We start from the raw sequence: 24,907 nt of genomic DNA on the forward strand, positions 1-24,907 counted from the left end.
GCCGGGTGACGAGGGGCCTGGATGCCGGTGGGCGCCGGGTCGGGCGCCCACCGGATCATGGATGGTTACGGCATGCCGGTCGGGTAGTCGGCGACGTTCGCGCTGTCGACGATGAACGCGGGCACGTCGACCCAGCCGGGAACCTTCTTGCCGGCGAGCAGCCAGAGCGCCACGTCGACGCCGGTCGCGCCCTCGGTGGTCGGCAGCTCGCTCACCGTGGCGGTGAACCCGCCCGAGGCGATCTGCTTCTTGGCCTGGGGAATGCCGTCGGTGCCGACGAGCAGAACCTGGCCGGTGAGCCCCTTGGCGTCGATGGCGGCCTGCACGCCCAGGGCCATCCCGTCGTTCTGCGAGTAGAACGCCTTGATGTCGGGGTTGGCGGTGAGCATCGTGGTGGCGATCTCCTGGGCCTTCGTCTGATCCCACGACGCCGTCTGCGAGGCGACGATCTGCAGGTTCGGGTGTGTGGCGATCTGCTTGGTGAAGCCGTCGCCGCGGTTGATCGCGTTGCTCGAGCCGGGGTCGCCCTCGATCATCGCGACCTTGCCGCCGTCGGGCAGCTTCTCGGCGATGTAGTCGGCCGCCGTGGCGCCGATCGTGGTCGCATCGGGGCCGACGTACACGACTCCGGGCACCGAGCTCTTGGCGTCGTTGAGCACGACGGCGGGGATGCCGTCGGCCAGGGCGGACTCGAACACGGAGTCGAGGCCGGTCGCCGAGATCGGCGAGGCGAGGAGGGCGGAGCAGCCCTGGTTCATGGCGCTCTTGGCCTTGTCGAGCTGTTCGGTGATCGACGACTCGTCGGTCACGTCGAACGTCTGGTAGTCGACGCCGAGTTCCTTGGCGCGCTTCTCGAAGCCGTCGCGCTCGTAGCCCCAGAACTCGTTCGAGAGTGTGCGGGTCACGTAGCAGAGCTTGGCTCCGTCGGGAACGGAGGGCTTGCCGAGCTCGGCGGTGACGTCGTCGACCTTGGTGGTCTTCGACGCGTCGACGAGCGAGACGATCGAACCGGCTGAGCCGGTCGCCGACCCGGTGTCGCCGTCGGGTGTGGCGGTGCAGCCGGCGAGCAGAACGAGTGCTGCTCCTCCGGCCAGGGCGACGCCGAGGGTGCGGATCTTCATGAGGTCCCTTTCTTCATTGGAAGGTTGTCGTGCCGTGGGTGTTGAGGGTGAGAATGCCGCACGCCGACTGCTCGAAATCGATTCTGGCAGTCGCATCCGGTGCGGGTGTTCAGGGGAGGACGATCCCCGGATGATCCCCGGTTGACTCTGAGCTATGCGGCTCTGAGCCGCAGCTCTTCCGCTCGGGTCAGCGGGAGGGTGAGGAGTCGACGAGCAGCGCTTCGGTTTCGCGGCGCAGTTCGAGGGCTTCGGCGAGGGAGTCGTCCATGATCACGTCGTCCCAGCCGACGGTCTCGCCCTGGGCGACGTCGTTGCGGAGTTCGACGTGGTGGGCGAGGGCGACAGGCAGCGCACCGGTGGCCACGGAGTGCTTCGCCGAGACGAGCTTGCCGTAGACGGTGTAGCCCCCTTCGCCGTCGAGGAACTCGCCGGCCTTCAGATCCTTCTTCGCGGTCGCGACGACGTCTCCGTAGAAGCCGTCGGGCTGGCCGGTCGAGATGCCGCGCAGCGCGGCGTTCGCGATCGACACGTTCAGCTCGAGACCCACGTAGTGATAGGGGCGGTAGAGCGCCGCGTACTGCTTGGTGGGGTCTGGATGCCACGGGTACTCGTCGAAGCAGGTCGAGACGTAGGCGTTGGTCGCCTTCACGACCACGTAGACACCCTCCTGGGTGTTGTGAGGGATCCAGGAGCCGTCGCGGTTGACGCTCGACATCACGTCGACTGTGCCCTCGTGGGCCAGGGCACCGCCGAGCGATGTGGGGCGACTGATCGTCGCGATCTCCTCGACGTCGCCAGGCGTGAAGGTGAGGCCCTCGTCTGAGGGGACGAGACCGGCGGCGTTGGCGACGGCGGCCATCTCGATGGCCGCCTTGGTGCCGTCGCGGAAGCTGGTGTGCATGTAGGGGTTGAGCTGACCGGAGTCGGTGAGCTCCTTCGAGAATTCCCAGTTCTCCCAGACGTTGTCGGGGTTCATCTGGTGGTAGTGCTCGAGGAACTTCGCGCCCTTGCCGGCGCAGACCACGTCGAAGCCGCTGGTGCGAGCCCAGTCGACGAGCTCCATGATGAGAGCGGGCTGATCGCCGTAGGCCATCGAGTACACGACCCCGGCCTTTTCGGCGCGCTTCTGCAGGGCGGGCCCCGCCAGGGCATCCGCTTCGACCGTGACCATGATGATGTGCTTGCCGGTCTCGATCGAGGCGAGGGCGTGCCGGATGCCGACGATCGGGTTTCCGGTCGCCTCGACGATCACGTCGATGTCGGCGTCGAAGAGCAGCGAGGCGTCGGCCACGATCGTGGTCGTGCGGTTGGCCAGGGCCTCGGGGATGTCCGCCGCCATCTGGTCTGCAGGCCAGTCGACGAGCGCGAAGGCGCCCTTCGCCCGCTCGACATTGATGTCGGCGATGGCCACGACGTGCACGCCCGGAATGTTGCGGGCCTGCGAGAGGTACATCGTGCCGTAGCGGCCGGCGCCGATGAGTCCGATGCGAATGGGCTTGCCCTCGCGCTCTCGTTCTTCGAGCAGTTTGTGCAGATTCACGTTGACCTCTCTGATCCGTGCGATTCGTGTCGGAGGAGGAGAGGCGATGGTGGCCTCACGACATCCTCGTCGCGCTTGATTCGGTTGAAATTCACCCGGAGTGGAACCGGTACCACTTTTGTACCACCGGCTGATACGATGTGTCAACAGACCGGTTCGAACGCTCAGAAAAGGGCTCGCACCCTAAGCTGTGGCGACGGAGACGCGAACGCACACCACACCGACGACGAAGGGGTCCTGTGAAGAAGGCACCGACCATCAGAGACGTCGCGGCGACCGCTGGTGTCTCCGTGTCGGTCGTCTCACGCGTGCTGAACGACGGCTCGGGGCCCGTCGCGGTCGCCACCCGAGAGAAGGTCGTCGCGGCCATCGCCGAGCTGGGTTTCCGCCCGCGCGCGGCCGCCCGAGAACTCAACGGGGCGGGCCTCACCATCGGCCTCATGCTGGCCGACCTCACCAATCCGTTCTTCGCTCGCCTCGCCGACCGCATCGTCTGGGAGGCCAGGGGCCGCGGCGTGCAGGTCGTGCTCACCACGACCCAGGAGGATCCGCACATCGAGGCGGAGACGCTCGCCACACTGCTCGACCGATCGGTGGGAGGCGTCATCGCGACCCCCACCGGCGACAACATCGATCAGTGGTCGCGACTGCAAGACGTGGGAGTCGACCTCGTGTTCGTCGACCGGTCGATCGCATCGCTCGAGAACACCGACGTCGTCAGCATCCAGAACGAGGCCTCGGCCGCCAGCGCCACTCAGCATCTGATCGCCCTCGGCCACCGTCGGGTCGCCGTGATCTCGGGACCCCTCAGCACGTCGACGGGCGCCGCGCGCGTCGCCGGGTACCAATCGGCGTTGACGGCCGCGGGCATCCCGGCCGACCCCGCCCTCGTTCGAGGTGTGCCGTTCCGTGGCGATGCCGGAGCCGACGCGGTGGCCGCACTGCTCGCCATGCCTCTCGCCGAGCGGCCGACCGCGTTGCTGGTCGCGAACACCGCGCAGGTGCAGTCGAGCATGCGCCAGCTCTATCAGATGGGCGTCGACATTCCGCGCGAGCTGTCGGTGGTCGTCTTCGATGACAATCCGTGGACCGAGCTCGTCTCGCCGCCGCTCAGCGTCATCCGCCAGCCGATCGATATGCTGGCCCGGCACTCTGTTGATCTCGTATTGGGCCGCATGCAGGGCAAGCTGCCCGTCGGCCCGCGGTTCATCGAGGTGCAGGCCGAGTTCGTTTCGCGCAGCAGCAGCGCTGCACCCGACCCCCAGGAGTCCCATGTCTGAAGCAGTCGTCGTCACCGTCACTTTCCGCCCGGTCGCCGGCGCGCACGATGACCTCGTGAAGGCGCTTTCGGCCGGTATCGCCGAGGTGCACACCGAGACGGGATGCGAGCTCTACGCCATTCACGACGCTCCCGATGGAACGATCATCATGCTCGAGAAGTGGAGCTCGGCCGAGGACCTCGAGGCCCACGGGGCGGGCGAGATCGTGGCGCGCATGAACGCGACTCTGGTCGGCCTGCTCGAGTCTGCTCCCGAGATCACCCTGCTCTCGCCGATTCCTGCGGGAAGCAGCTACCAGGGCAAGCTCTGATGGCTGCGGTCGGCGAGAGCGGCCGCAGCGACGACGCCGTCGGCCGTGAGCTCGTGATCGTGGGCGGCGTCTCCGGTTCGGGAAAGTCGACCGTCGGCGCGCTGCTGGCTCAGCGCCTCGAGGTTCCCTTCATCGACGCCGACTCGTTGCACCCCGAGGCGAACGTCGCGAAGATGGCGGCGGGGCTGCCGCTCGACGACATCGATCGGGAACCCTGGCTGGTGCGCATCGGCGAGGTGCTCGCCGCGCATGTCGACAGCGGACTCGTGCTGGCCTGCTCGGCGCTGCGCCGCACCTACCGCGACACGATCCGAGCGGTCGAGCCCACCACCGTGTTCGTCACCCTGTCGGGATCCCGCGAGCTCATCGCGGCCCGCATGAACGCCCGCGCCGATCACTTCATGCCGGCATCTCTGCTCGACTCCCAGCTCGCCGCTTTCGAACCCCTCGAGACCGACGAGACGGGAGCCGACGTCTCGGTCGACGCCGAGGTAGGCGACATCGTCGCGGCGGCCTACCGAGTGGTGCGCCCAGCCGCCGCACGCTAACGCGCACGAGCCGAGCCCGCGGCATCCGCGCCCGTTCGGTCTATGCGCTGCTGGTCGACCAGCAGCGGATGCGCCGAACAGGCGCGGACTCCCGCAGTCCGGGGCGGCGCGCGTCAGGCGCGCAGAGGGATCGAGCCGACCAGCACTCCGACGGCGAGCATCGCCAGCGAGACGATCACGGCTCGCCACAGCACCTTCTTGTGGTGATCGCCGAGGTTCACGTTGGCGAGCGAGACGAGCAGCAGGATGGCCGGCACGAGCGGACTCTGCAGATGCACGGGCTGTCCCGTGATCGACGCCCGGGCCATCTCGACCGGAGCGATCCCGAAGTGCGACGCGCTCTCTGCGAGCACCGGCAGGATGCCGTAGTAGAACGCATCGTTCGACATGAAGAACGTGAACGGAATAGACAGCACACCCGTGATGACGGCGAGGAACGGGCCCATCTCCGCCGGGATCACCTCGGTGATCCACGAGGCCATCGCCGTCACCATTCCGGTGCCGTTGAGAACGCCGACCAGCACGCCGGCGGCGAGAACCATCGAGACGACGCCGACGATCGACGGCGCGTGAGCCACGATCTCGTCGGCCTGGCTCTTGAGCTTCGGAAAGTTCACGATCAGCGCGATCGAGGCGCCGACCATGAACACGAACGCGAGCGGGAAGAGGTCGAGCACGAGCAGCACCATGACGGCGACCGTCAAAATGAGGTTGAACCAGATGAGCTTCGGGCGCAGTGTCGCCCGGTTCGGGTCGAGCATCGTGTCGGCCATGGCCGTGTCTGCATCTTCGACGAGCGCCGCCGCTGCGACCCCGCCTCGGGCGCCGCGCACCGCGACGATGTTGCCGGTGTGCAGCGTGGCGGCGGCGCCGGGCTTCGAGCCCGCGCCGCGGAACAGGCGGGGGCCACCGAAGATGCCGTCGCCGCGGGTTCCGTCGAGACGTGACGTGTCGATCGACCCGGCCAGGCGGCGGCGCTCCCCCAGACCGAGGAACCAGGCGAACGCGAGGGTGATGATGAGTCCGGCGCCCAGGGAGGGCAGCATGGGCACGAAGATGTCCGTCGGCTCGAGCGAGAGAGCGGATGCCGCGCGCACCGTCGGTCCGCCCCAGGGCACGATGTTGAGGGTGCCGTTCATCAGACCGGCCACGCAGGTGAGCACCACCGGGCTCATTCCGAGCCGCAGGTAGATGGGCAGCATGGCGGACGTTGTGATGATGAAGGTCGTCGATCCGTCGCCGTCGAGAGACACCGCACCCGCGAGCAGGGCGGTACCCAGCACCACCTTCGCCGGGTCGTCTCCGAGAAGACGAGTGATCAGCCGGATGAGCGGATCGAACAGGCCGACGTCGATCATGATGCCGAAGTACATGATCGCGAACATGAGCAGCGCGGCCGTCGGTGCCATCGACGAGATCGCGTCGATCACCATGTCGCCGAGCCCGAAGCCCGCACCTGCGAAGAGACCGAAGATGGTGGGCACGACGATCAGTGCGACCATCGGGGTGAGTCGACGCGTCATGATGAGTGCCATGAAGGCCAGCACCATCACGAACCCGAGCACGACCAGCGTGCCATCCGATGGCGTGAAGGCCAGGTCGTAGCCTTCCTCCTCGGCGGCGGCCGCGAGGCCAGTGAGAACAGGGTGCATCTCGACTCCTTTGTCTGCGGCAGACGTTCTTCGTCAACCGGATCACGCGAATCTATGGACTTCTCGCGCGCACCGCGCGGTATGTCTCATTGGAGGACCTTCTGCGCAAAGCGCGGGTTCAGCGCATTATGCTCACGGTGGAGGAATGATGAGGTTCTCGACGCGGGTGGTGATGCTGCAGACGGTGACGGCCGTCGCAGTGGTGGCGGTGTGCGCCGTCGTCTTCCTGCTCATCGGTATTCAGCAGCTGCGCACCGAGGCCGAGAACTCCGCCCTCAACATCGCCCGTACCGTAGCCGTCGACCCGCAGGTGCGCGCCGACGTCGCCGAGGCCAGCGCCGATCCGGGCACACCCCAGGCTGCGGATCTTCGAGACGGCGAGCTGCAGAGGCTCGCCGGCGCGGTGACCGAACGAACCGGCACGCTGTTCGTCGTGATCACCGACGACCACGGCATCCGGCTCGCCCACCCCGACGCCGACGCGCTCGGCCAGCCCGTGAGCACCGACTTTCGCGAGGTGCTCGCCGGAAAAGAGGTCGTGACCTGGCAGCAGGGCACCCTGGGAGTCTCGGCCAGGGCGAAAGTTCCCGTGCTGCCTCCCGACGGAGAGGGCGCTGCGCCCGTCGGCGAGGTGAGCGTGGGCTTCGAGCCGTCGAGCGTCTTCAACGACCTCCCCACGCTGATCGCCGGAATCGTCGCCGCAGCCGCAGCCGCTCTGCTGCTGGCGGCCTTCTCGGCGATGCTGTTGCGCCGGCGGTGGGAGCGCCTGACCCTCGGCCTTCAGCCGGAGGAGCTCGTGGCACTCGTGCAGAACCAGGCGGCCGTGCTCGACGGCGTGGGCGACGGCGTCGTCGCGCTAGACGAACACGGGCTGGTGCGTCTCTGCAACGAGACGGCGCGCGGCCTGCTCGGTCTCTCTGAGCCGGAGGGCCGGAGCCTCGCCGATCTGGGTGTCGCGCCGGCCATCCTCGTCGCCGTGCGCGAAAAGACGGCGGGAGACGGCATCGTGTCTGGAGAGCGTGTTCTCTACGTCGATGCACAGCCGGTGCGCCGCGACGGTCGCGATCTCGGTACGGTGCTGATCGTGCGCGACCGCACGGATCTGATGGCCCTGAGCGAACGCCTCGAGACGGTGCGGGCGATGACGAGCGCGTTGCGCGTGCAGCGGCACGAGTTCGCCAATCGCCTGCACGTTGCGGCTGGCCTGCTCGACGCCGGCCGGGGCCCGGAGGCGCGGGAGTTCCTCGGCGAACAGCTGCAGCGCGGTCCGGTGGACTACCCCGTCGAGAACATCGAGCTGATCGGCGATGCTCTGCTTCACGCGCTCATCGGCGCGCATGCGCTCGAGGCGGGCGAGCGGGGCGTGAGGGTGTCGGTCGCCGCCGACTCGCTGTTGCTGTCTCCGCTCGGTGACGTCGAGGATGTGGCCGCGGTGCTCGGCAACCTCGTCGACAACGCCGTGCGCGCCGCGGTTGCCGGGCACGAGCCACGCCGTGTAAGCATCGGCTGTTACGGCGACGGCGCGGACCTCGTGCTCACTGTGTCGGACTCGGGGCCGGGCGTCGCCGAGACAGACGACCTGTTTCGTCGCCGCGAGGGCTCCCGCGTCGACACCTCGGCCGGCGCCGCCGATCGCGTGCACGGCCTGGGCGTCGGTCTGCCGCTGTCGCGCGAACTCGCCCGCCGTCACGGCGGCGACGTCTGGCTCATCGCCTCGGGCAGACCGGATGCCGACGAGCTCGACTCGCGCGCCGACCCGGCGGGCCCGGGTTCGGGCCGCGGCGGGTCGGATACCGAAGAGGACCTCTCGGGTGCCGTCTTCGGTGCACGCCTGCGCAACGTACTCGACATCACATCTCCTTCGAAGGATCACGCCCTATGACCGCACCCGTTCGCGTCCTCGTGATCGAAGACGACTTCCGCGTCGCCGGACTGCACCGCGACATCGTCGCCGAACGACCCGGCTATCTGGCCCTTGAACCCGTGCGCACGCTCGCCGAGGCGACTATTGCACTGCGCTCCGAGCGCCCTGATCTGTTGCTCGTCGACGCGTTTCTGCCCGATGGCGACGGCGTAGCGTTCCTTCGCGATGTCGGAGTCGACACCTTCGTGCTCTCCGCCGCGACCGACGCCGGCACCGTGCGGCGCGCTCTGCGCTCCGGAGCGCTCGGCTATCTGATCAAGCCGTTCGCGCAGCGCGCGCTCACCGACCTCCTCGATCAATACCTGCGCTTCCGCAACATCCTCGACGAGGAGCGAGCGGTCACCCAAGAAGACATCGATCGGGCCCTGGCGATCCTCCGAGCGGGCGGCGACTCTCCCTCGGTCTCCCGTTCCGCGACCGAGCAGGTTCTGCTCGAGGCTCTGGGTGACACCGAGTCGTCGGCGTCGGAGATCGCGGACCGCGCAGGCGTCTCGCGGGCGACGGCGCAGCGGCACCTCTCGGCCATGGCGGCGCGCGGCGTGGTCGACGTGCGACTTCGTTACGGCACGACCGGTCGCCCCGAGCACCGCTACCTGCGGGTGCACGCGTGACGCCGATCGTTCTGCTCGACCAGGTCGTGCACACCAACTACGGGCAGTTCACCCTGGAATGGGACTCCTCGGGCACCACCTGGGACGGCGACGCAGATCGCTTCTTCGCCGGTCAGCTCAACGGCTGGATCGGCGCCGCGGTCGAGGGAGTCGTGGTCGTGGTGCTCGCCCGATACGGGGGCGGCTCCGCTCTGCGTGCCGAACTCTGGCCCCAGGAGCCGCAGCAAGAGGCCCCGACGGATGCAGGCTGGGAGGACTCCGTGGAAGTCTCGATGACCGTCTCTGCCGGTGACTCCGTCGGCTGGGGCACCTGGAGCTGGGCAGACAGCGGCACCCTCGACCTTCCCGCAGGAAGCTACCGGCTACGCGCGAGTGCCCGCGGCCGTGACGCGGGTCAGGCGGGCGAGTTCGATCCCGATGTCGTCGACTTCTACCTCCTTCAGTTCTGGTTGGCACCACCAGCTCCCGACGCGGTCCTGCGCACGGCAAGCGCCGATGCGGCTTATTGGAACAAGGAGTGGGGCAGCCGCCGCTGACCACGGCAGGGAGTGTCGAGTAGTCGACGCTAACCTCCGCATCGAGCGCGGACCACGCCTTACTGCGCACCACCATCACCATCCCCACCCCGCCCTCTGCTGCCCGGCCGCGCGGGCCGGGTTGTTCCTACCGTGCCATCCGGGCTCGCGCACGTGCGGTGTGCCGTTGATCATCACGAGTTGCCATGCCGAGGTCTGGATCGTGGCGTGATGGAACGGGCACAGCAACGCCAGGTTGTCGACGTCGGTGCGTCCGGCCAGAAAGCTGCTGCTTGTCCACGGAATGACATGGTGCGCCTGACAGCGCGAGGGCGGCGACAGGCATCCGGGAATCACGCAGCCCCCGTCGCGCGCGGCGAGGGCTCTTCGTTGTCGGCGACTCGCCAGTCGCCGCGTCTTTCCTTGGCTCAGCACTTGGCCCGCCGCACCGAAGACGGTCGCCGTGAGCTCTGCATCGCACCCGAGCATCTGAATCGTGCTCATCGGGATCGGTTCGGGGCTGCCGTCTATCCAACCGACGCCGTGGCCCGCTTCGAGGTCTCTCGCCGTGACGTGCACGGTGATGGTCGGCGCCGACCCGTTCAGTCGAGATGCCGAGGGTGACGCCGCGGCCAACTCGATCAGCGCCATCACCGCGTCGAGAAGCTTCTGCTCGGCCGTGCGCGGGTCGACGACCGCGAAGCCATCCGGGTCGGAGATGTCACTCGGGGCAGAAGTGCCACTCGGGCCAGCTGCACCGCTCACGCCAGGGTCACCCTCGGCACCCCCGCCCGGCGCATCCGGCGCATCCGGCGCATCAGGGTCAGCCGTGCGCGGACTCAGAATCGAGTCGACCGCCGCAAGGAACACCCCCAGCTGCAGGGGCGGAAGCGCATAGCAGCCGCGAGCCATGCCGTCGGCGCCCACCCTCGGGTAGCTGAACCCTCGCAATTGCTGCTTGACGGCATCCCGAGGCTCGGCCCCATCGGGGTCGAGATGCTCACGGATGCGCGCAGCGAGTCGCGCAAGCCCGTCGACCGTGTAGCGGGGTGCCAGCCACCCGCTGGCGTCGGGCTCGCCGAAGGTCTCAGTGGCCGCCTCGACCAGGCGCTGCTCGGCCTCGTCGACCGCCTCGGACCACGTGACGTGCGACACCACCTCGGACAGGGAGCGGCAGATGATCGAAGCGGCATCGACCCCGACCTGGCCGGCGAAGAACGCACTCTCGACCGCGGGAAAGCGACTGGGCAGCGGCAAGCCCGTCGGCGACAGCGAGGAGCGCACGAACCGCCCCAGGGCCACGCGCCCACCCGCCGTGCGTTCGGAGATATTCGCCGTGGCCGCGACCAGCTTCTTGGCCGACGCGAATCCGTGCCTATAGGCCAGGCCCGAGCCCTCGAGCTCGCGCCGCGACTCGTGCTCGACCTCTGCCGCGACCCAGGTGCGGGCCGCGTCGCTGGCGCGGCCCACGTCTTCCCACGCGTGCACGGCCTCGAGCAAGCCGTCGCCCGACACGGCCCCCGCCATCACCGCACCACGCTGCCCGTCGAGCAGCTCACGCAGGCGCGCCGCAATCTCGCTGAGCGATGCGTCGTGAAGGTCCATACGAGAATTCAAGCAGCAGCCACCGACACTGCCATCGTTCTACCAAACCATCCCTGACCAGCCCATTCCCCTGTGGATAACCGCTCACCCCACCCATCTGTGGAGGACGAGACACCCGATCACGCCCACGCCCGCCTATCCACATCAGCCGCCCCTGATTAGCATCGGAATCATGCCCATCAAGCTCGATAACGTCGCCATCGCCGTGCGCGATCTCGATGCGACCATCGCCTTCTTCACCGACCTCGGCCTCACCGTCATCGGCCGCGACGAGGTGAGCGGCGAGTGGGCCGACACCGCGGTCGGCCTCGATGGGAATCACGCCAAGATCGCCATGCTGCAGACCCCAGACGGCAACGGCCGCATCGAGCTCTTCGAGTACATCCACCCCGCCGCCATCGAGACGACGCCCACGCTGCCCAACGAGATCGGCATGCACCGCATCGCCTTCTCGGTCGACGACATCGACGAGTCGCTCGCCATAGCGGCGAAACACGGATGCACCCCGCTTCGCGGGGTGGCGACCTAGGCGGACCTCTACAAGCTCGCCTACGTGCGAGGCCCGAGCGGCATCATCGTGATGCTCGCTCAGGAGCTGCAGAAGAGCTGACGATCGCGCCCGCGGGTCCCGCCCGGCGCCTAAATGCTTACCCTTCGACGCAGAACCGCAATGTTTGCGCGAGAACACTGCGGAAATGAGCGACTGCGCACCGCCCCGAGTTGCATAAAAATGCCGCTTCCCTTCATCGGAAGGCGGCATTTTTGTGCAACTCGGCGCACGGTCGGCCGCCGTCGGCCGCCGCAAGCCGCCGTGAGACCCGGCGTCTCGACAAAACTCGCCGCGTTCAGCCTTTCGGTGTATTGTCGACAAACGACAGTCGTCTGCATCTCGGGCGGCTGCGTCTGTCCGCATGACCTGCGCGACCCCACGCTGAGGAGCCTCGATGACCATCTCCCCCTCGATTCGTCAGACCTCGTCGGAGGCCACCGTCTCCCCGAGCGACCGCGTTCTGCGCACCCATCTGCCGAAGCGCGAGGCCACCCCGGGCGTCTCGGTGCGCGAGGCCGACGTCTCACTCCGTCTCGACGGCGGAGGCAATGGACTTCTCGATACCACCCACTTCGACACCGTGCGCTTTCCCCCTCCCGCCTGGATCCAGGCCGAGATGGCGACCGCCATCGACAACGGGTCGTGGGCGTACACCCCCTACCGCGGCGCCCCCGAGGTGCTCGAATCGCTCGCCGGCCCCATCTCGACCTTCCTCGGTTCCGACGTGGGCGCCGAGAACCTGGCCCTCACCCCCGGCACCCAGGGCGCGATCTTCACCACCCTCTCGGCCATCGTGAACGAGGGCGACCTGGTACTGCTCGCCGACCCCGACTATCTCTTCTGCGAGCGCATCCTCGAGTTCCTCGGCGCCCGCGTCGAGCGCATCCCCCTGCTCTTCGACACCGACGAGCCGACCCTCGACCTCGAGCTCATCGAGAAGCTCAGCGCCGAGAAGCCGAAGCTGCTGATGTTCAGCCACCCCAACAACCCCACCGGCGCGATCTACTCCGAGGCCATGATCGCCCGGGTCGCCGAACTGGCCGTCGCCGGCGACTTTCTCGTGATGGTCGACGAGCTCTACAGTCGCCTCGTCTACGGCAACACCCCGTTCCATCACCTGCGCACGCAGCCCGGCATGCCGGAGCGCTCGATCACGCTGCTCGGCCCGTCGAAGACCGAGTCGATGAGCGGATTCCGCATCGGCGTGATCGTCGCCCCGAACAGCATCATCCAGAACGTCGAGCAGTGCCTCGCCATGACCTCTCTTCGCGCACCGGCCTACTCTCAGCGCCTGCTCGGTCGCTGGCTCACCGGCGACGCCGACTTCCTCGCCGAGCGCATCGCCGACCTCGAGGCGCTGAGAGACATGACCGTCGCCAAGCTCGGTGCGGTTCCCGGCCTGCATATGCACCCGCAGAACGGCACCGCCTACCTCTTCGTCGACGTCTCGGCCTTCGGCGCGACCGACGTGGAGATTGCGGGGGCCCTGCAGCGCGAGGCCCGCGTCATCGTCTCGCCCGGGTACCAATTCGGTGCGCAGGGAACCGGCCACTTCCGCATCTGCTACGCCCGCGACGAGTCCGAGTGGGCCGCCGCCCTCGACCTCATGGTGACGTGCCTCACGGGCTTCGCCACCCGCGCGGGCATCTCGGCGTGAGCGACGCCACCGACCCCGCCGCACCGGATGCGCCGCGCCCCGCAGGCGCGTACGCCGTCGCTCGCGCCGTCGGCGACCTCGTGCACACGGCGGGCATGACCCCGCGCCGAGACGGCACACTGGTCGCCCGGGGCACCCTCGGCGACACGATCGACGACGACAGCGGCCGCGAGCTGGCCGCCCTCGCGACCGAGCGCGCGCTCGACGCGGCCACGAGCATCCTGGGCCCGGGCGAGCACCTCGTCGAGGTTGTCTCGCTCACGGTCTTCATCGCTGCGACCCCCGGCTACGAGCGCCACAGCAGCATCGCCGATGCCGCCAGCGCCGTGATCGTCGACCGGATGCCCGGGGCACCGCTGCCCGTGCGGGCCGCCGTGGGCGTCGCGTCGCTGCCCGGCGGCGCTCCCGTCGAGGTGCAGCTCATCGCCCGATTCGCGTAGAGAACGCCGCGCGGCAGGCCCGACGCGCGGGGCCCCGACGTGCTGGGCCCCGACGCCCTGAGCCCCGACGCAATGGCGCCCCGCACAATGGACACCCGCACAGTGAAGCGCGCGCCCGGGTGAACACACCGGACGCGCGCAACTCGATCGACGAGCGGCTCAGTACCCCCGCGAGCGCTCGTACAGGTTCTTCAGCGGCTCCCCCGCGCGCCTGCGGCGCAGGTTCTCGAGGAACAGCTCGGTCAGTGTGGCGTTCTCACTCGCGACGGTCGAGGCGGAGTGCGGCGAGAGCAGAACGTTGTCGAGATCCCAGAGGGGAGAGTCGGCGGCAAGGGGCTCGCTCGTCACCACGTCGAGCGCGGCTCCGAGCAGTCGACGAGATCTCAGCGCCTCGATCAGCGCCTCCTCGTCGACGACCTGTCCGCGCGAAATGTTCACCACGATGGCCTGCTCGGGCAGTAGGGCGAGTTCGTCGCGCCCGATGAGGCCCTCTGTCTCGGGCGTGAGCGCGGAACACAGCACGAGCACATCGGTGCTGGGCAGCACCTCGGCGAGCCGCGACGTGTCGCTGAGCGTCACCGAGTCGGGCAACTCGTACGAGCCCCCTGGCCGGCCCACCGCCGTCACGCGCGCGCCCAGGGCGTCGAACACCGAGATCACGTTGCTTCCCATTCCGCCCACGCCCACGACCGAGACGCCGAGGCCCGCGAGCTGGCGCGTCGTGTAGCGCTCCCAGCGGTGCTGCCGCTGCTGCTCCTCGAGGTGTGGAACCCCCTTGATGAAGTGCAGCGCACCCGTGAGCGCGAATTCGGCGAGCGGCACGGCGTGCGTGCCGGCCGCGGTGGTGACGGTGATGTCGGATGCGTCGAGCCCGGTCCTCGACATGAAGGCGCCGATTCCCGCGCTGGTCGCCTGGATCCACTGCAGCTTCGGTGCGTTCGTCGGAAGACTGGATGGATCCCTCCAGTCGAAGTCGAACGCCACGTCGGCCTGGGCTAGGAGGCCGAGCCAGCGCTCCTCGGCGGCGGGGTCAAGGGCCGGCTTCACCCCTCCGTGGTCGGCCGCATACCGCGGTTCGGGCAGCAGTTCGGGTGCGTACAGCACCTCGACATCCCGGGCCGACGCGATGGCGTCGACGTACTGCTGCTCGAGAAACGTCGAGATGAGGATCTTCGTAGGCGAGGTCACTGGGCTCATTTCGCGAGGCGGGGAAGGGAGGCGAGCACGTCAGTCGTGAGTGCCGGCGAGGCCTCCGGCGACGAGACGACGGCACGGAGCTGGTCGAGCGGTCCGCACAGCACGGGCACGAGACCCGGTCCGTGGCCGGGCATCGGCGATCCACCATGGCAGATCACACCGATGGTGACCCAGCCGCCGCGGTAGCCCATGTTGTGACGCACGTCGAGGTTCTCGATGGCCCACAGTTCTCCGAGCCGCATGTCGCGTCCGGCGAGGTCGGGCGAGTCGTGCACCACGGCGAGGTCGACGTCCCACATCTGGGCGGGGCGGCCGATGCCGTTGCCGCAGACCTTGCTGGGCAGCACGCCCGCCACGTCGACGGATGCGACACCGTCGACGGTCGAGATCGGCAGCGATGCGAAGAGGGCGGGATCGACGTTCATGACCGCGACGTCGCCCGGCAGCCCCTCGGGCGCGAAGCCCTGGCCCAGCGAGCGCACGCTCATCTGGTCTCCGGGGAGGATCTTGGCCATGGTCTCGTCGTCGAACGCGGCGATGACGCGGCCGCTCTCGCCGCGCTTGCCCACGACGTGGCCGACAGCTCCCGCGGCGAGGCCCGAGCGGATGACGACCTCGTTGCCGATGCACGAGAACGCGGTGAGGCCGAATCGCGCGCCGGGGTCGGGGTGCACCAGCGTCACGCCGGGCGCGACGTGGTCGCCGTCGGTGCCGAAGACGCTGTCGCCGAGGTGCACTCCCAGCACGATTCCACCGTCGCCGGTGGGAACATACGGATGCCCGTCGCGGTCGATCTTGTAGGCCACCATCGGGGTGAGGGCGGCGTGCTCGGCGATGCCGAGCAGGTTGTTGGCGACGAGATCAGGCATGGTCTGCCTCCTGGTGAGCGGCGGATTCGGCGGAGTCGAGCGCGTGGGCGAGGTTCGCGGTGTCACTCACCGAGATGGAGAAGGCCGAGGCCGGGCCCGAGAGCAGGGTAGACGGACCGGGCCCGTGGCCGAACAGTCGGCATTCACCGGTGGAGATCACGCCGACGGTGACGTAGCCGGGCCGGTAGCCGCGGCCGAACGAGTGGTCCTGGTCTTCGAGCAGCACGAGGTCGCCGATGCGCAGCGATTCGAGCCCGAGCGACAGGTCGTCCGAGAGGCCGGGGTAGGCGCCCATCAGGTCGGTGTTCGCGAACTCCGACAGCATTCCTCCACCGGCGCCCGCGGCCTCGGCCGGAACTCGCATGGCGACCTCGACGGCGAGCGTGCCGTCGGGCGCGGTGGAGAACGGCAGATGGTCGACGAGCGACGGGGCGAGGTTCTTGACCCGGATCTGCGGGTGGTCGAGGAACTCGAGCCCCTGGCCGACGGCCTCGATGCTGACCTTGTCGCCGGTCGTGACCTGGGCGAGGTCGTCTGTCTCGAGGTCGGCGAGCACATAGGCGTGCTGGCCGAGCACCGTGCCCTGCGCTCCCGCCGCCGGACCGGAGCGCACGGTGATGGTGTTGCCGACGCAGCTCAAGAACTGCAGCGCCGCGTTGGCCTCGGCATTCGCGTGGCGAATGGAGAGGCCCGGCTCGAGGTGGTCGCTGGCATAGCCCGTGGCCGCGTCGCCGATGTGCGCGGCCATGGTGACCCCGCCCATGCCGGGCAGCAGAAACGGGTTGCCGTCGGCATCCACCCGGTAGCCGTGACGGTCGGCGAGCGGCGGCCACACCTCACCGGTGAGGATCTGGGTGACCAGGCGGTCGGCATTCGTGCGCAGAGTCATCGGCGCTATCCCTTCGCGATCGGAGCGGTGCCGAGCGAGAAGCCCCGCACCCGGATGGCCGGCGCGGAGGCCGAGCCGTTGAAGACGTTCATGAGCGGTTGGCTCAGGTAGTCGCGACCGACGCCGTCGACGCGGGCCAGAGCATCCAGAACGCTCATGGTGAAGCGCATCGACTCGACCGGATAGGCGATCTTGCCGTTCTTGATCATGAAGCAGGCGTCGCGGGTGACACCGGTGATCGTGGTGCGAACCGGGTCGACCGTGCGGGTGTACCAGAAGCGCTGCAGGTAGACGCCGTTCTCGATGCCCGAGATGAGCTCCTCCTCTGTCGGCTCGGAACCGCGCAGGATCACGTTCATGGGAATCGCGTGCGGGGCCTCCTCGCGGGCGATGTGGAAGTTGCCCGTGGACTCGCTCTTCAGGGCGTACGCGGTCTCGCGATCGGTCACCGCCGACTGCGCGATGCCGTGGGCGATCATCGGAACGTCGCGCTTCGATGTGCCCTGGAAGTCGAACGGGAACGGGAGCCCGACGTCGCTCGTCGCGTCGTCGTGAACCGAGACGAGCGACGAGGCCACGAGTTCGCCTCCGCGATTCGCGATGGCCCCGAATCCTGCGCTGAGGGCCGAGCCCGTGAATCCGAACGCGCCGAAGAAGTCGAGCAGTTCGCCGGCGGCCAGGGGGCCGAGAACGACGTCGTATTCGCCCGGTTCGAGCTTGGCCCTGCCTCGGGTTCTGGATGCCTCGGCGAGGGTGCGAGTGACGGCCGCCTCGGCGCCGAGCCGGTTCGAGAACCGCGACATGTCCTTCCAGTGCGAGGAGCCGTCGTCGATGCGCACGGTCAGCGACCCCTGCGCCTCGGACGCATACGCGTAACGCGAGAGGTGGGCTTCGCGATCGTGGAACGCCACCTCTGTGACCGCGCGACCGAACATGCCGGCGGCCTGTCCGCCCAGCGCGTTCGCCTCGTTCATGGCACGGTCCGCGAGGCGGGCGTGGTCGGCGACCGACCAGGCGGCGGTGTCGTCTCCCCAGAGCAGCGAGCTGTCGAACGCGCTGGCCACGGTGTCGGTTCCGGGAGCGGGCAGGTCGGTGCGCAGCGGCGCCGGGGCGGCCCCGTCTTTCGCCTGCTGGGCGGCGGCCGCGCAGGCGCGGTCGACCGCGGCGCCGAGCGCGCCGAACGAGCTGGATGCCGCGCGCGAGACTCGCCCGTCGACCTCGGCTCGCACCATGATCTGCACCTCGTCGATCGCCTGGCTCTGGTGCACCCGGGCTCCGGCGAAACGGGTGAAGTCGCCCGAGCGCGAGGTGATGAACGCCTCGACCTTGTCGGCGGGAGCGTCCTGCAGAGCGCGCTCGAGCGCATCCGTCGCGCGGTCGCCCCCGAGGGCGGGCGCGAATGTCTCCGCGGTGCGAGATGAGGTGATGTCGGTCATTTGTCGACTCCGATCCGAACGTTGCGCACGAGAGTGGGTGAGGCCCCGTGGCCGAGGAACCCCCACTGCTTGGGTTCGCCCTTGCCGCAGGGCATGCCGAAGGCCTTGAACTCCTCGGGTCCGGCGACGGCCTCGACCGACTGCCAGAACTCGGGGGTGGTTCCTCCGTACGAGAATCCGCGCAACAGGCGGCCGCGCTTGCCGTTGGTGACCTCGTAGGCGACCTCGGTGCCGAACTGGAAGTTGTGCCGACGCTCGTCGATCGACCAGCTGCGGTTGTCGTCGATGTAGAAGCCGTTGCCGAGGCGATCCTCGAGCTCCTCCGTCGATCCGGAGCCCGGCTCGAGGAACACGTTGGTCGAGAAGCACACGGGCAGGTAGCCCCAGCCATCGCTCCGCGCGGCGCCGGTGGACTCGGCGCCGATGCGCGCGGCCGAGTCCCTGGTCGACAGGAAGTTCTGGATGATGCCCTCGCTGATGAGGGGTTTGCGCGATGCGGGCACGCCCTCGTCATCGAAGCCGAACGAGCCCCGCGTACCGGGGACGGTCGGGTCGGAGGTGATGTTCACCGCGGGCGAGCCGTACTTCATCGACCCCGCGGCATCCTTCGTGATGAACGAGGTGCCGGCGTAGTTGGCCTCGTCTCCCAGAATGCGGTCGAGCTCGAGCGCGTGACCCGTGGACTCGTGGATCTGCAGCGCCATCTGAGCCGGGCCGATGATGAAGTCGGCGTATCCGGCCGGGGCCAGCGGCGCGGTGAGCAGCTCGACGGCCTCGCGGCCGATGCGGTCGGCCTCTTCCACCATGCGCAGACCCTCCACGTACTCCCAGCCCGCCTGGGCAGTGTTGCCGTGGAACGAGTTCGGGAACGACCGGCGCTGCATCGTGCCGTTGCCGGCCGCGTTCACGAGCGCCATGGCTCCGCTCTCGATGAAGTGCTGGTGCTGCACCGACCCCTCGGTGTTCGCGAAGTGCCGATGCTGACGCTTGGCGTTGAGCCCGGCCTGGGCCATCACTATCTCGGCAGGCTTGCTGGCCGCCGCGAGGATCTCTGCGAGCAGGTCGTAACGTGCCGACGACGAGACCCCGAACGGATCGATGGCGACCTCGGTGAGGTAGCGACCACTCGCGGCCGGCAGCGGCGGGAGCTCGGTGCGGTAGGCGTTGCTCACGGAGTCGGCCGCCCGCGCGTTGGAGAGCGCCCGGCTCGCCGCGATAGAGACGTCGGCCGTATCCCAGATCGGCAGAGAGGCGAAGCCCCAGCTGCCGCGATAGAGAACACGCACTCCGATGCCGAGATTGTTCTCGACGCGCTCGTCGACGCCGGCCTCGAGTGTCGAGTAGAGCCGCAGCTCCTCGGCCTCGATGAGGCGCACGTCGGCGTAGTCGACGCCGGGCACATCGACCGCGGCGAGCGCGATCTGCAGCATTCCGGCGGCTGCCTCGTCGCTGGCGAGATCGCCCCAGGCGTGGGGGTCGAGCCCCACCGAGGCAGCGGTCACGGTGTCGAGGCTCATCAGCGAACCAGCTCGCCCTCGGTGTCGGTCGCGGAGGAGTCCAGCTCGGCAGCGGTGTCGGTCGTCGCGAGCGGGAAGTCGCACCAGGCGCGGGTGCGGAACGACTTCTCGAACGCGTTGATCGTCTCCTGCACGAGCGCGCCCTGTCCGAAGTCGCCCTGGTTGAACTCCTCGCCGCTCAGGATCTCGGTGGCGAAGTCCTTGACCAGGTTGGAGTAGAAGAGGAACGGCCACGGCTCGGTCGACGCTCCGCCCTCGGGGAAGTACTCCTGCGGGATCTCGAGCTCGACGAACTCGACCGAGTCCTTCTTCGCCACCTTGATGGTCTGGCAGATTCCGTTCTCCTCGACGAGGCGCACGATGATCGCACCCTCGGAACCGTAGATGCGCGCCTCGATGCCGGGGAAGTTGCCCACGGTCACGTACGACGACTGGATGCTGCCGAGCCGGTTCTTCTCGAACTCGGCGATCCACATGTCGCCGTCGTCGATGTTCATGGCCTGCATCTTGCCGGTGTCGCGCACCATGCGCTCGGGAACGAAGTTGCGCATCGTGCCGACGACGGATGTCATGGGCGCGTCGAGCCACCAGTGCATGATGTCGATGATCGGGGCGCCGTAGCCCTCGATCGACGACACCGCGATGCGGTCGGGCGAGGCCTCGAGGTCGACCTGGCGTAGCGGGGTCTGCGGGTCGAGCCACTGGCTGTTCTGCTCGTAGCCGTTGAAGATGTAGGGCTCGCCGATGTAGCCGGTGTCGATCAGGTACTTGGCGAACTGGATGGCCGGGGCGAAGCGGAAGGTGAAGCCCAGCTTGGTCTTGACACCCTTCTGAGCGGCGAGCTCGGCGGCGCGTCGGGTCTCGAGGTAGTCGCTGTTCACGGGCTTCTCACACAGCACGTGCTTACCAGCGGCGATGGCGGCCATCGAGATCTCGAAGTGCATGGCGTTGCCGGTAGCCACGTCGATCACGTCGATGTCGGGGTCGTTCACCAGTTCGCGGTAGTCGGTCACAGCGCGGGCGATGCCGAACTCCTCGGCGGCGGCCTTCAGAGCCTCCTCGTTCACCTCGGCCAGGGCGACGACCTCGACCCGGGGGTCACGCTGCCAGCCGGGGATGTGCGAACGAACGGCCCAGCGACCGGCTCCGACGACGGCGACGCGAAGTTTGGGGGTGTCCATGGTGAATCTCCTTTGAAATTGAGCGGGGTGACGAAATAGAGAGAACGAAAGAGGTCGGGCGAGCTCAGCTGTTGAGGCGCACGCGGGGGTCGATGACCGAATAGAGCAGGTCGACGATGAAGTTGACGACCACGATGAAGATGGCGGCGAAGAGCACGGTGCCCACGATCATGGGGGTGTCGAGGTTCGAGATGGCGTCGAATGCGAGACGCCCGATGCCATTGAGTCCGAACACGGTCTCCACGATCACGACGCCGCCGAGGAAGTAGCCGAAGTCGAGGCCGATCATCGTGATCAGGGGAATCGCGATGTGCCTAAAACTGTGCCTCCAGAGAATGACGTGCTCCGGCATCCCCTTCGCCCTGGCCATGCGCACGAACGGCGAGTCGAGCGTCTCGATCATGTTCGTGCGGGTCATGCGGGCGTACCAGGCGCCGCCGCCCGCGCCGAGCGTGAAGGTGGGCAGAACGAGGAACCAGATCACCGGGTCGCCGAGGCCGTTGAGCGGGAAGAGGCCCCAAGTGAAGGCGAAGTAGTAGATCAGCAGCAGACCGAGCCAGAAGGGCGGAGCCGAGAGGCCGATCAGCGAGATGAACGTGATCACGCGGTCGACCCAGCTACCGCGGCGGTAGGCAGCGTAGATGCCGGCGGGCACCCCGAGCAGGATCTGCCAGATGATTCCGCCGACGGCGACGAGCAGTGTCGTCGGCAGCGCCGCGGCGATGCGCCCGAACACCGGTGTCTCGCGCAGCACATACGAGGTGCCGAGGTCGCCCGTGAGCAGCCGGCCGATGAAGCCGAGGTACTGCTGCCACAGCGGCTCGTCGAGGCCCAACTGCTTGTGAATGGATGCGATGGTCGCGGCACTGGCATTGGGTCCGGCCAGGGTCGTGGCCGGGTCGGCCGGCACCGCGTAGACGAGAAGGAAGGCGAGGCTGACCACGCCGAAGAGCACGATCGCCATCTGACCGAGGCGACGCAGGATCCACCAGAACATATGCGACTACCTCGCCGTCGGGGTCGATGAGTTGAGCATGTCCGACAGCCAGTCGCCCACCAGGTTGAACGCCATCACGGTGACGATCAGGCAGATTCCGGGAATGAAGAGCATCCACGGCGCGATCTGGAAGTAGGTGCTTCCGTCTGAGATCATCTGGCCCCACGACGCCTGCGGAATGGGAACGCCGATGCCCAGGAACGACAGCGCGCTCTCGATGAGGATCGACGAGGCGACGCCGAGGGTCGTGTAGACGATGATCGCCGGCACGAGGTGCGGCAGGATGTGACGCCACATGATCGTGCGGTGCGACAGGCCCAGCGTGCGTGAGGCCACGACGAACTCGCGCTCCTTGAGCGACACCACCATGCCGCGGATGATGCGGGCGAGCGTCGTCCAGTAGATGAGCGCGATCACGATGATCACGTTGACGGTGCTGCGCGTGGTCACGGCGATGAGCGCGGTGCAGAGCAGCAAAATGGGGAACGAGATGACCACGTCGGTGATGCGCATGAGCACGGCCTCGACGACACCGCCGAAGTAGCCGGCCACCACGCCCACCAGAACACCGAAGGCGGTGGCGAGACCGTTGGCGACGATGCCGATGATCAGCGAGACCTGGGCGCCGTAGATGAGTCGCGAGAGCAGGTCGCGCCCGAGCGCATCGGTGCCGAGCAGGAACCCCGGCGTTCCCGGCGGCAGCGGCTGCCCCTGCGGGCCAAGACCCTGGTCGGGGAAGGTCTGCAGCGGGTCGTGCGGTGAGAGGAGCGGGGCCGCCAGGGCGATGAGCGCCAGCAGCACGAGCACGATGATCGAGATCAGCGCGGCGGGATCTCTGGTGAGGCTCCGCCACACCTCGCGGGCACGCACGGGCTTGTCACCCAGCTCGGCCGGGTCGACGATCGCCGCGGCGGGAATAGCTTCGCTCATGACTCGGCCACCACCAGTTCGGGGTCGGCGAAGTGGCAGGCCGCGACCTGGCCGGATGCCGTGGGCCGGGCTGCCGGAGAGACCGTTCGGCAGACATCCTGGGCCAGCGGGCAGCGGGGGTGGAAGCTGCAGCCGGACGGCGGATTCGTGGAGCTCGGCGGCTCGCCCGTGAGCCGCACGCGAGGAAGGCGCACGGTGCGGTCGATGACCACGGGCTCGGGAACGGCCGAGAGCAGGGCGCGGGTATAGGGGTGCTGGGGGCGGTCGAAGATCTCGTCGCGCGTGCCGATCTCCACGATCTTGCCGAGGTACATGATGCCCACGTAGTCGGCCATGAAACGCAACGTCGAGAGGTCGTGAGAGATGAAGAGGTAGGCGAGGCCCAGCTCCTCCTGCAGGTCCTTCAACAGGTTGAGCACCTGGGCTCGCACCGAGACGTCGAGTGCCGACACGGCCTCGTCGCACAGGATGAGCCGCGGGTCGACGCTGAGCGCACGTGCGATCGAGACGCGCTGACGCTGGCCGCCCGAGAGCTCCCTCGGCTTGCGCGACGCGAAGCTGCGCGAGAGGCCCACCTTGTCGAGCAGCTCGTGCACCTCGGCCATCGGGCTCACGGGCTTGTTCGTCTTGCGCAGCTTGATCGCCTCGAGCAGCGTCTGCGACACCGTCATGCGCGGATCGAGCGAGTCGTACGGATCTTGGAAGATCATCTGCATCGTCTGCCGGTACTCGGCCAGGCGACGGCCCTTGAGCCCGGTCACGTCTTCACCGTTGAGGTTCATCGATCCGCCAGACGGCGTGTTGATGCCCATCAGCGTTCGGGCGATCGTGCTCTTGCCCGATCCGGATTCGCCCGCGATACCGAGCGTGGTGCCGGCCTCGAGCTGAAAGCTCACGCCGCGCACGGCGGGCACGGATGCGGCCTTGCGGCCGGGCCCCGCCGAACGCCGGAAGGTGACTTCGAGGTCGTTGACCTCGAGAAGAGAGGTGCTCATGCGGCGGTCGCTCCCTCGCTGATCGCGAACGCGGCCGGGGCGGCGACGCCGCACGCGACCAGCTGCTCAGGGGTTCCGGCGAACGTGGTCGTGGTGCTCGTGGCGGTGGTGTTCGTGGGCCGGGTGTTTTCGGCGGGCACGAGTGCCGGGTCGATCGTGAGGCACGTGTCGATGACCGAGGCGCACCGCGCGGCGAACGAGCATCCGGCCGGCCGGTGACCCGCGGTGGGCGGAGCGCCCGAGATCGAGCGCAGCCGACGAGGAATCGGCTCTCCGAGCTTGAGGATCGAGGCCAGCAGCGCCTTGGTGTATGGATGCTGGGGGTCGCCGACGATCTGCTCGGCGGTGCCCTGCTCGACGATTCTGCCGGCGTACATCACCAGGATGCGGTCGCAGAAGCTCGAGATGACGCCGAGGTCGTGGCTGATGAGAATGACGCCGGTGTTGAGTTCGCTGGCCATGTTGTCGAGCAGGTCGAGCACCTGTGCCTGCACGGTCACGTCGAGCGCGGTCGTCGGCTCGTCGGCGATCAGCAGCTTCGGCGCGCAGGCGGTGGCGATCGCGATGCAGACCCGCTGACGCATGCCGCCGGAGAACGCCCCGGGAAAGTCGCTGAGCCGCGACTCGGCGTCGGGAATGCCCACCTTCTGCAACAACTCGATGGCCCGGGTGCGACTCTCGGCCTTCGAGAGACCGAGGTGCACCTGCAGCGACTCGGTGATCTGGCGGCCGATGCGCATCAGCGGGTTCAGGCTCGACATGGGGTCTTGAAAGACCATGGCGGTCTGCGAGCCGCGCCAGGTCTGCAGTTTCTTGGGCGAGAACGACATCACGTCTTCGCCCTCGAAGAGCACCATTCCCTGAGACACGGTGCCGGGGCTGGGCACGAGACGCATCAGAGCCTGCGAGGTCAGAGACTTGCCCGACCCCGATTCGCCCACGATGCCCACTCGCTCACCGGCGCTCACCGTGAACGACACCCGGTCGACGGCGTGGAACACCCCGTCTGACGAGGTCGGAAAGTCGACGACGAGGTCTGAGACTTCGAGAAGTGCGGTCATTGCGCTTTCTTTCGGTGGGGTGCCGGTGCCGGAGCGATGACGGCGGCCGTCTGGTCGAGACGGCCGCCGACACCGAGCGGTT

General features: G+C 68.2%; 22 protein-coding genes and 1 pseudogene. 9 read left to right on the forward strand and 14 right to left on the reverse strand.

The window, feature by feature from the left end; translation table 11 throughout:
* Positions 1-65: 65 nt before the first annotated feature.
* Positions 66-1,121 carry a sugar ABC transporter substrate-binding protein gene (locus ASE64_RS09670; RefSeq protein WP_055779316.1) on the reverse strand — a complete coding sequence of 352 codons (1,056 nt, stop codon included), beginning with the start codon at positions 1,119-1,121 and terminating at the stop codon, positions 66-68.
* A gap of 187 nt (positions 1,122-1,308) precedes the next feature.
* The gene (locus ASE64_RS09675; protein ID WP_055779319.1) at positions 1,309-2,661 is read right to left on the reverse strand and encodes an NAD(P)H-dependent oxidoreductase; all 1,353 of its coding nucleotides are present in this window, start codon (positions 2,659-2,661) and stop codon (positions 1,309-1,311) included.
* Between the two features lie 239 nt (positions 2,662-2,900).
* Between ASE64_RS09675 and ASE64_RS09680 the strand changes: the two genes are divergently transcribed.
* Genes ASE64_RS09680 through ASE64_RS09690 form a run of 3 tightly spaced genes read left to right on the forward strand, consistent with a single transcriptional unit; the run spans position 2,901 to position 4,799 of the window.
* Positions 2,901-3,941, forward strand: coding sequence for a substrate-binding domain-containing protein (locus ASE64_RS09680; protein ID WP_055779322.1), 1,041 nt, complete (start codon positions 2,901-2,903; stop codon positions 3,939-3,941).
* Positions 3,934-4,251, forward strand: a complete 318-nt coding sequence (locus ASE64_RS09685; protein ID WP_055779326.1) for a putative quinol monooxygenase — start codon at positions 3,934-3,936, stop codon at positions 4,249-4,251. Before ASE64_RS09680 ends, ASE64_RS09685 begins: the two co-directional genes overlap by 8 nt.
* Entirely contained in the window at positions 4,251-4,799 is a 549-nt protein-coding gene (locus ASE64_RS09690) for a gluconokinase (protein ID WP_055779328.1), read from the forward strand. Before ASE64_RS09685 ends, ASE64_RS09690 begins: the two co-directional genes overlap by 1 nt.
* Positions 4,800-4,912: 113 nt before the next feature.
* On the opposite strand, the gene ASE64_RS09695 is transcribed toward ASE64_RS09690, so the two are convergent.
* The gene (locus ASE64_RS09695) at positions 4,913-6,451 is read right to left on the reverse strand and encodes a CitMHS family transporter (protein ID WP_055779332.1); all 1,539 of its coding nucleotides are present in this window, start codon (positions 6,449-6,451) and stop codon (positions 4,913-4,915) included.
* A gap of 148 nt (positions 6,452-6,599) precedes the next feature.
* On the opposite strand from ASE64_RS09695, the gene ASE64_RS09700 reads away from it, so the two are divergent.
* Genes ASE64_RS09700 through ASE64_RS09710 form a run of 3 tightly spaced genes read left to right on the forward strand, consistent with a single transcriptional unit; the run spans position 6,600 to position 9,522 of the window.
* Positions 6,600-8,333, forward strand: a complete 1,734-nt coding sequence (locus ASE64_RS09700) for a sensor histidine kinase (protein ID WP_055779936.1) — start codon at positions 6,600-6,602, stop codon at positions 8,331-8,333.
* Positions 8,330-8,986, forward strand: coding sequence for a response regulator (locus ASE64_RS09705; RefSeq protein WP_055779335.1), 657 nt, complete (start codon positions 8,330-8,332; stop codon positions 8,984-8,986). The genes ASE64_RS09700 and ASE64_RS09705 overlap by 4 nt, the downstream gene beginning before the upstream one ends.
* Entirely contained in the window at positions 8,983-9,522 is a 540-nt protein-coding gene (locus ASE64_RS09710; protein ID WP_055779338.1) for a hypothetical protein, read from the forward strand. Before ASE64_RS09705 ends, ASE64_RS09710 begins: the two co-directional genes overlap by 4 nt.
* Before the next feature lie 75 nt (positions 9,523-9,597).
* Here the strand turns inward: ASE64_RS09710 and ASE64_RS09715 are convergent, their stop codons facing one another.
* Complete coding sequence (locus ASE64_RS09715; RefSeq protein WP_055779341.1) at positions 9,598-11,106, reverse strand: HNH endonuclease signature motif containing protein; 1,509 nt, start codon at positions 11,104-11,106, stop codon at positions 9,598-9,600.
* A gap of 172 nt (positions 11,107-11,278) precedes the next feature.
* On the opposite strand from ASE64_RS09715, the pseudogene ASE64_RS09720 reads away from it, so the two are divergent.
* From ASE64_RS09720 to ASE64_RS17150, 3 genes and pseudogenes are all read left to right on the forward strand, one after another.
* Positions 11,279-11,716: pseudogene (locus ASE64_RS09720) on the forward strand (VOC family protein).
* 334 nt (positions 11,717-12,050) lie between these two features.
* Complete coding sequence (locus ASE64_RS09725; RefSeq protein ID WP_055779344.1) at positions 12,051-13,313, forward strand: pyridoxal phosphate-dependent aminotransferase; 1,263 nt, start codon at positions 12,051-12,053, stop codon at positions 13,311-13,313.
* A complete protein-coding gene (locus ASE64_RS17150) occupies positions 13,310-13,753 on the forward strand; it encodes a RidA family protein (protein WP_156351754.1) in 444 nt (147 codons plus the stop codon). The genes ASE64_RS09725 and ASE64_RS17150 overlap by 4 nt, the downstream gene beginning before the upstream one ends.
* 159 nt (positions 13,754-13,912) lie before the next feature.
* Here the strand turns inward: ASE64_RS17150 and ASE64_RS09735 are convergent, their stop codons facing one another.
* The 10 genes from ASE64_RS09735 to ASE64_RS09780 form a co-directional block, all read right to left on the reverse strand.
* Complete coding sequence (locus tag ASE64_RS09735; protein ID WP_200920176.1) at positions 13,913-14,941, reverse strand: D-2-hydroxyacid dehydrogenase; 1,029 nt, start codon at positions 14,939-14,941, stop codon at positions 13,913-13,915.
* A 5-nt stretch (positions 14,942-14,946) separates the two neighbouring features.
* Positions 14,947-15,819: a DUF4438 family protein gene (locus ASE64_RS09740; protein ID WP_055779349.1), complete on the reverse strand. Its 873-nt coding sequence runs from the start codon at positions 15,817-15,819 to the stop codon at positions 14,947-14,949.
* Positions 15,812-16,708, reverse strand: coding sequence for a DUF4438 family protein (locus ASE64_RS09745; protein ID WP_082466063.1), 897 nt, complete (start codon positions 16,706-16,708; stop codon positions 15,812-15,814). Before ASE64_RS09745 ends, ASE64_RS09740 begins: the two co-directional genes overlap by 8 nt.
* Positions 16,709-16,713: 5 nt before the next feature.
* On the reverse strand, positions 16,714-18,144 hold the full coding sequence (locus ASE64_RS09750; protein WP_055779352.1) for a TldD/PmbA family protein: 1,431 nt from the start codon (positions 18,142-18,144) through the stop codon (positions 16,714-16,716).
* Entirely contained in the window at positions 18,141-19,661 is a 1,521-nt protein-coding gene (locus ASE64_RS09755; RefSeq protein ID WP_055779355.1) for a TldD/PmbA family protein, read from the reverse strand. Before ASE64_RS09755 ends, ASE64_RS09750 begins: the two co-directional genes overlap by 4 nt.
* Positions 19,661-20,842 carry a Gfo/Idh/MocA family protein gene (locus ASE64_RS09760; protein WP_082466065.1) on the reverse strand — a complete coding sequence of 394 codons (1,182 nt, stop codon included), beginning with the start codon at positions 20,840-20,842 and terminating at the stop codon, positions 19,661-19,663. The genes ASE64_RS09755 and ASE64_RS09760 overlap by 1 nt, the downstream gene beginning before the upstream one ends.
* A gap of 64 nt (positions 20,843-20,906) precedes the next feature.
* Positions 20,907-21,839 carry an ABC transporter permease gene (locus ASE64_RS09765; RefSeq protein ID WP_055779358.1) on the reverse strand — a complete coding sequence of 311 codons (933 nt, stop codon included), beginning with the start codon at positions 21,837-21,839 and terminating at the stop codon, positions 20,907-20,909.
* 6 nt (positions 21,840-21,845) lie between these two features.
* On the reverse strand, positions 21,846-22,769 hold the full coding sequence (locus tag ASE64_RS09770; protein WP_082466067.1) for an ABC transporter permease: 924 nt from the start codon (positions 22,767-22,769) through the stop codon (positions 21,846-21,848).
* A complete protein-coding gene (locus ASE64_RS09775; protein WP_055779944.1) occupies positions 22,766-23,764 on the reverse strand; it encodes an ABC transporter ATP-binding protein in 999 nt (332 codons plus the stop codon). Before ASE64_RS09775 ends, ASE64_RS09770 begins: the two co-directional genes overlap by 4 nt.
* Complete coding sequence (locus tag ASE64_RS09780; RefSeq protein ID WP_082466069.1) at positions 23,761-24,825, reverse strand: ABC transporter ATP-binding protein; 1,065 nt, start codon at positions 24,823-24,825, stop codon at positions 23,761-23,763. Before ASE64_RS09780 ends, ASE64_RS09775 begins: the two co-directional genes overlap by 4 nt.
* Positions 24,826-24,907: the final 82 nt, after the last annotated feature.

The organism is Agreia sp. Leaf210 (assembly GCF_001421485.1).
In the GTDB taxonomy this organism is placed as follows: Bacteria; Actinomycetota; Actinomycetes; order Actinomycetales; family Microbacteriaceae; genus Agreia.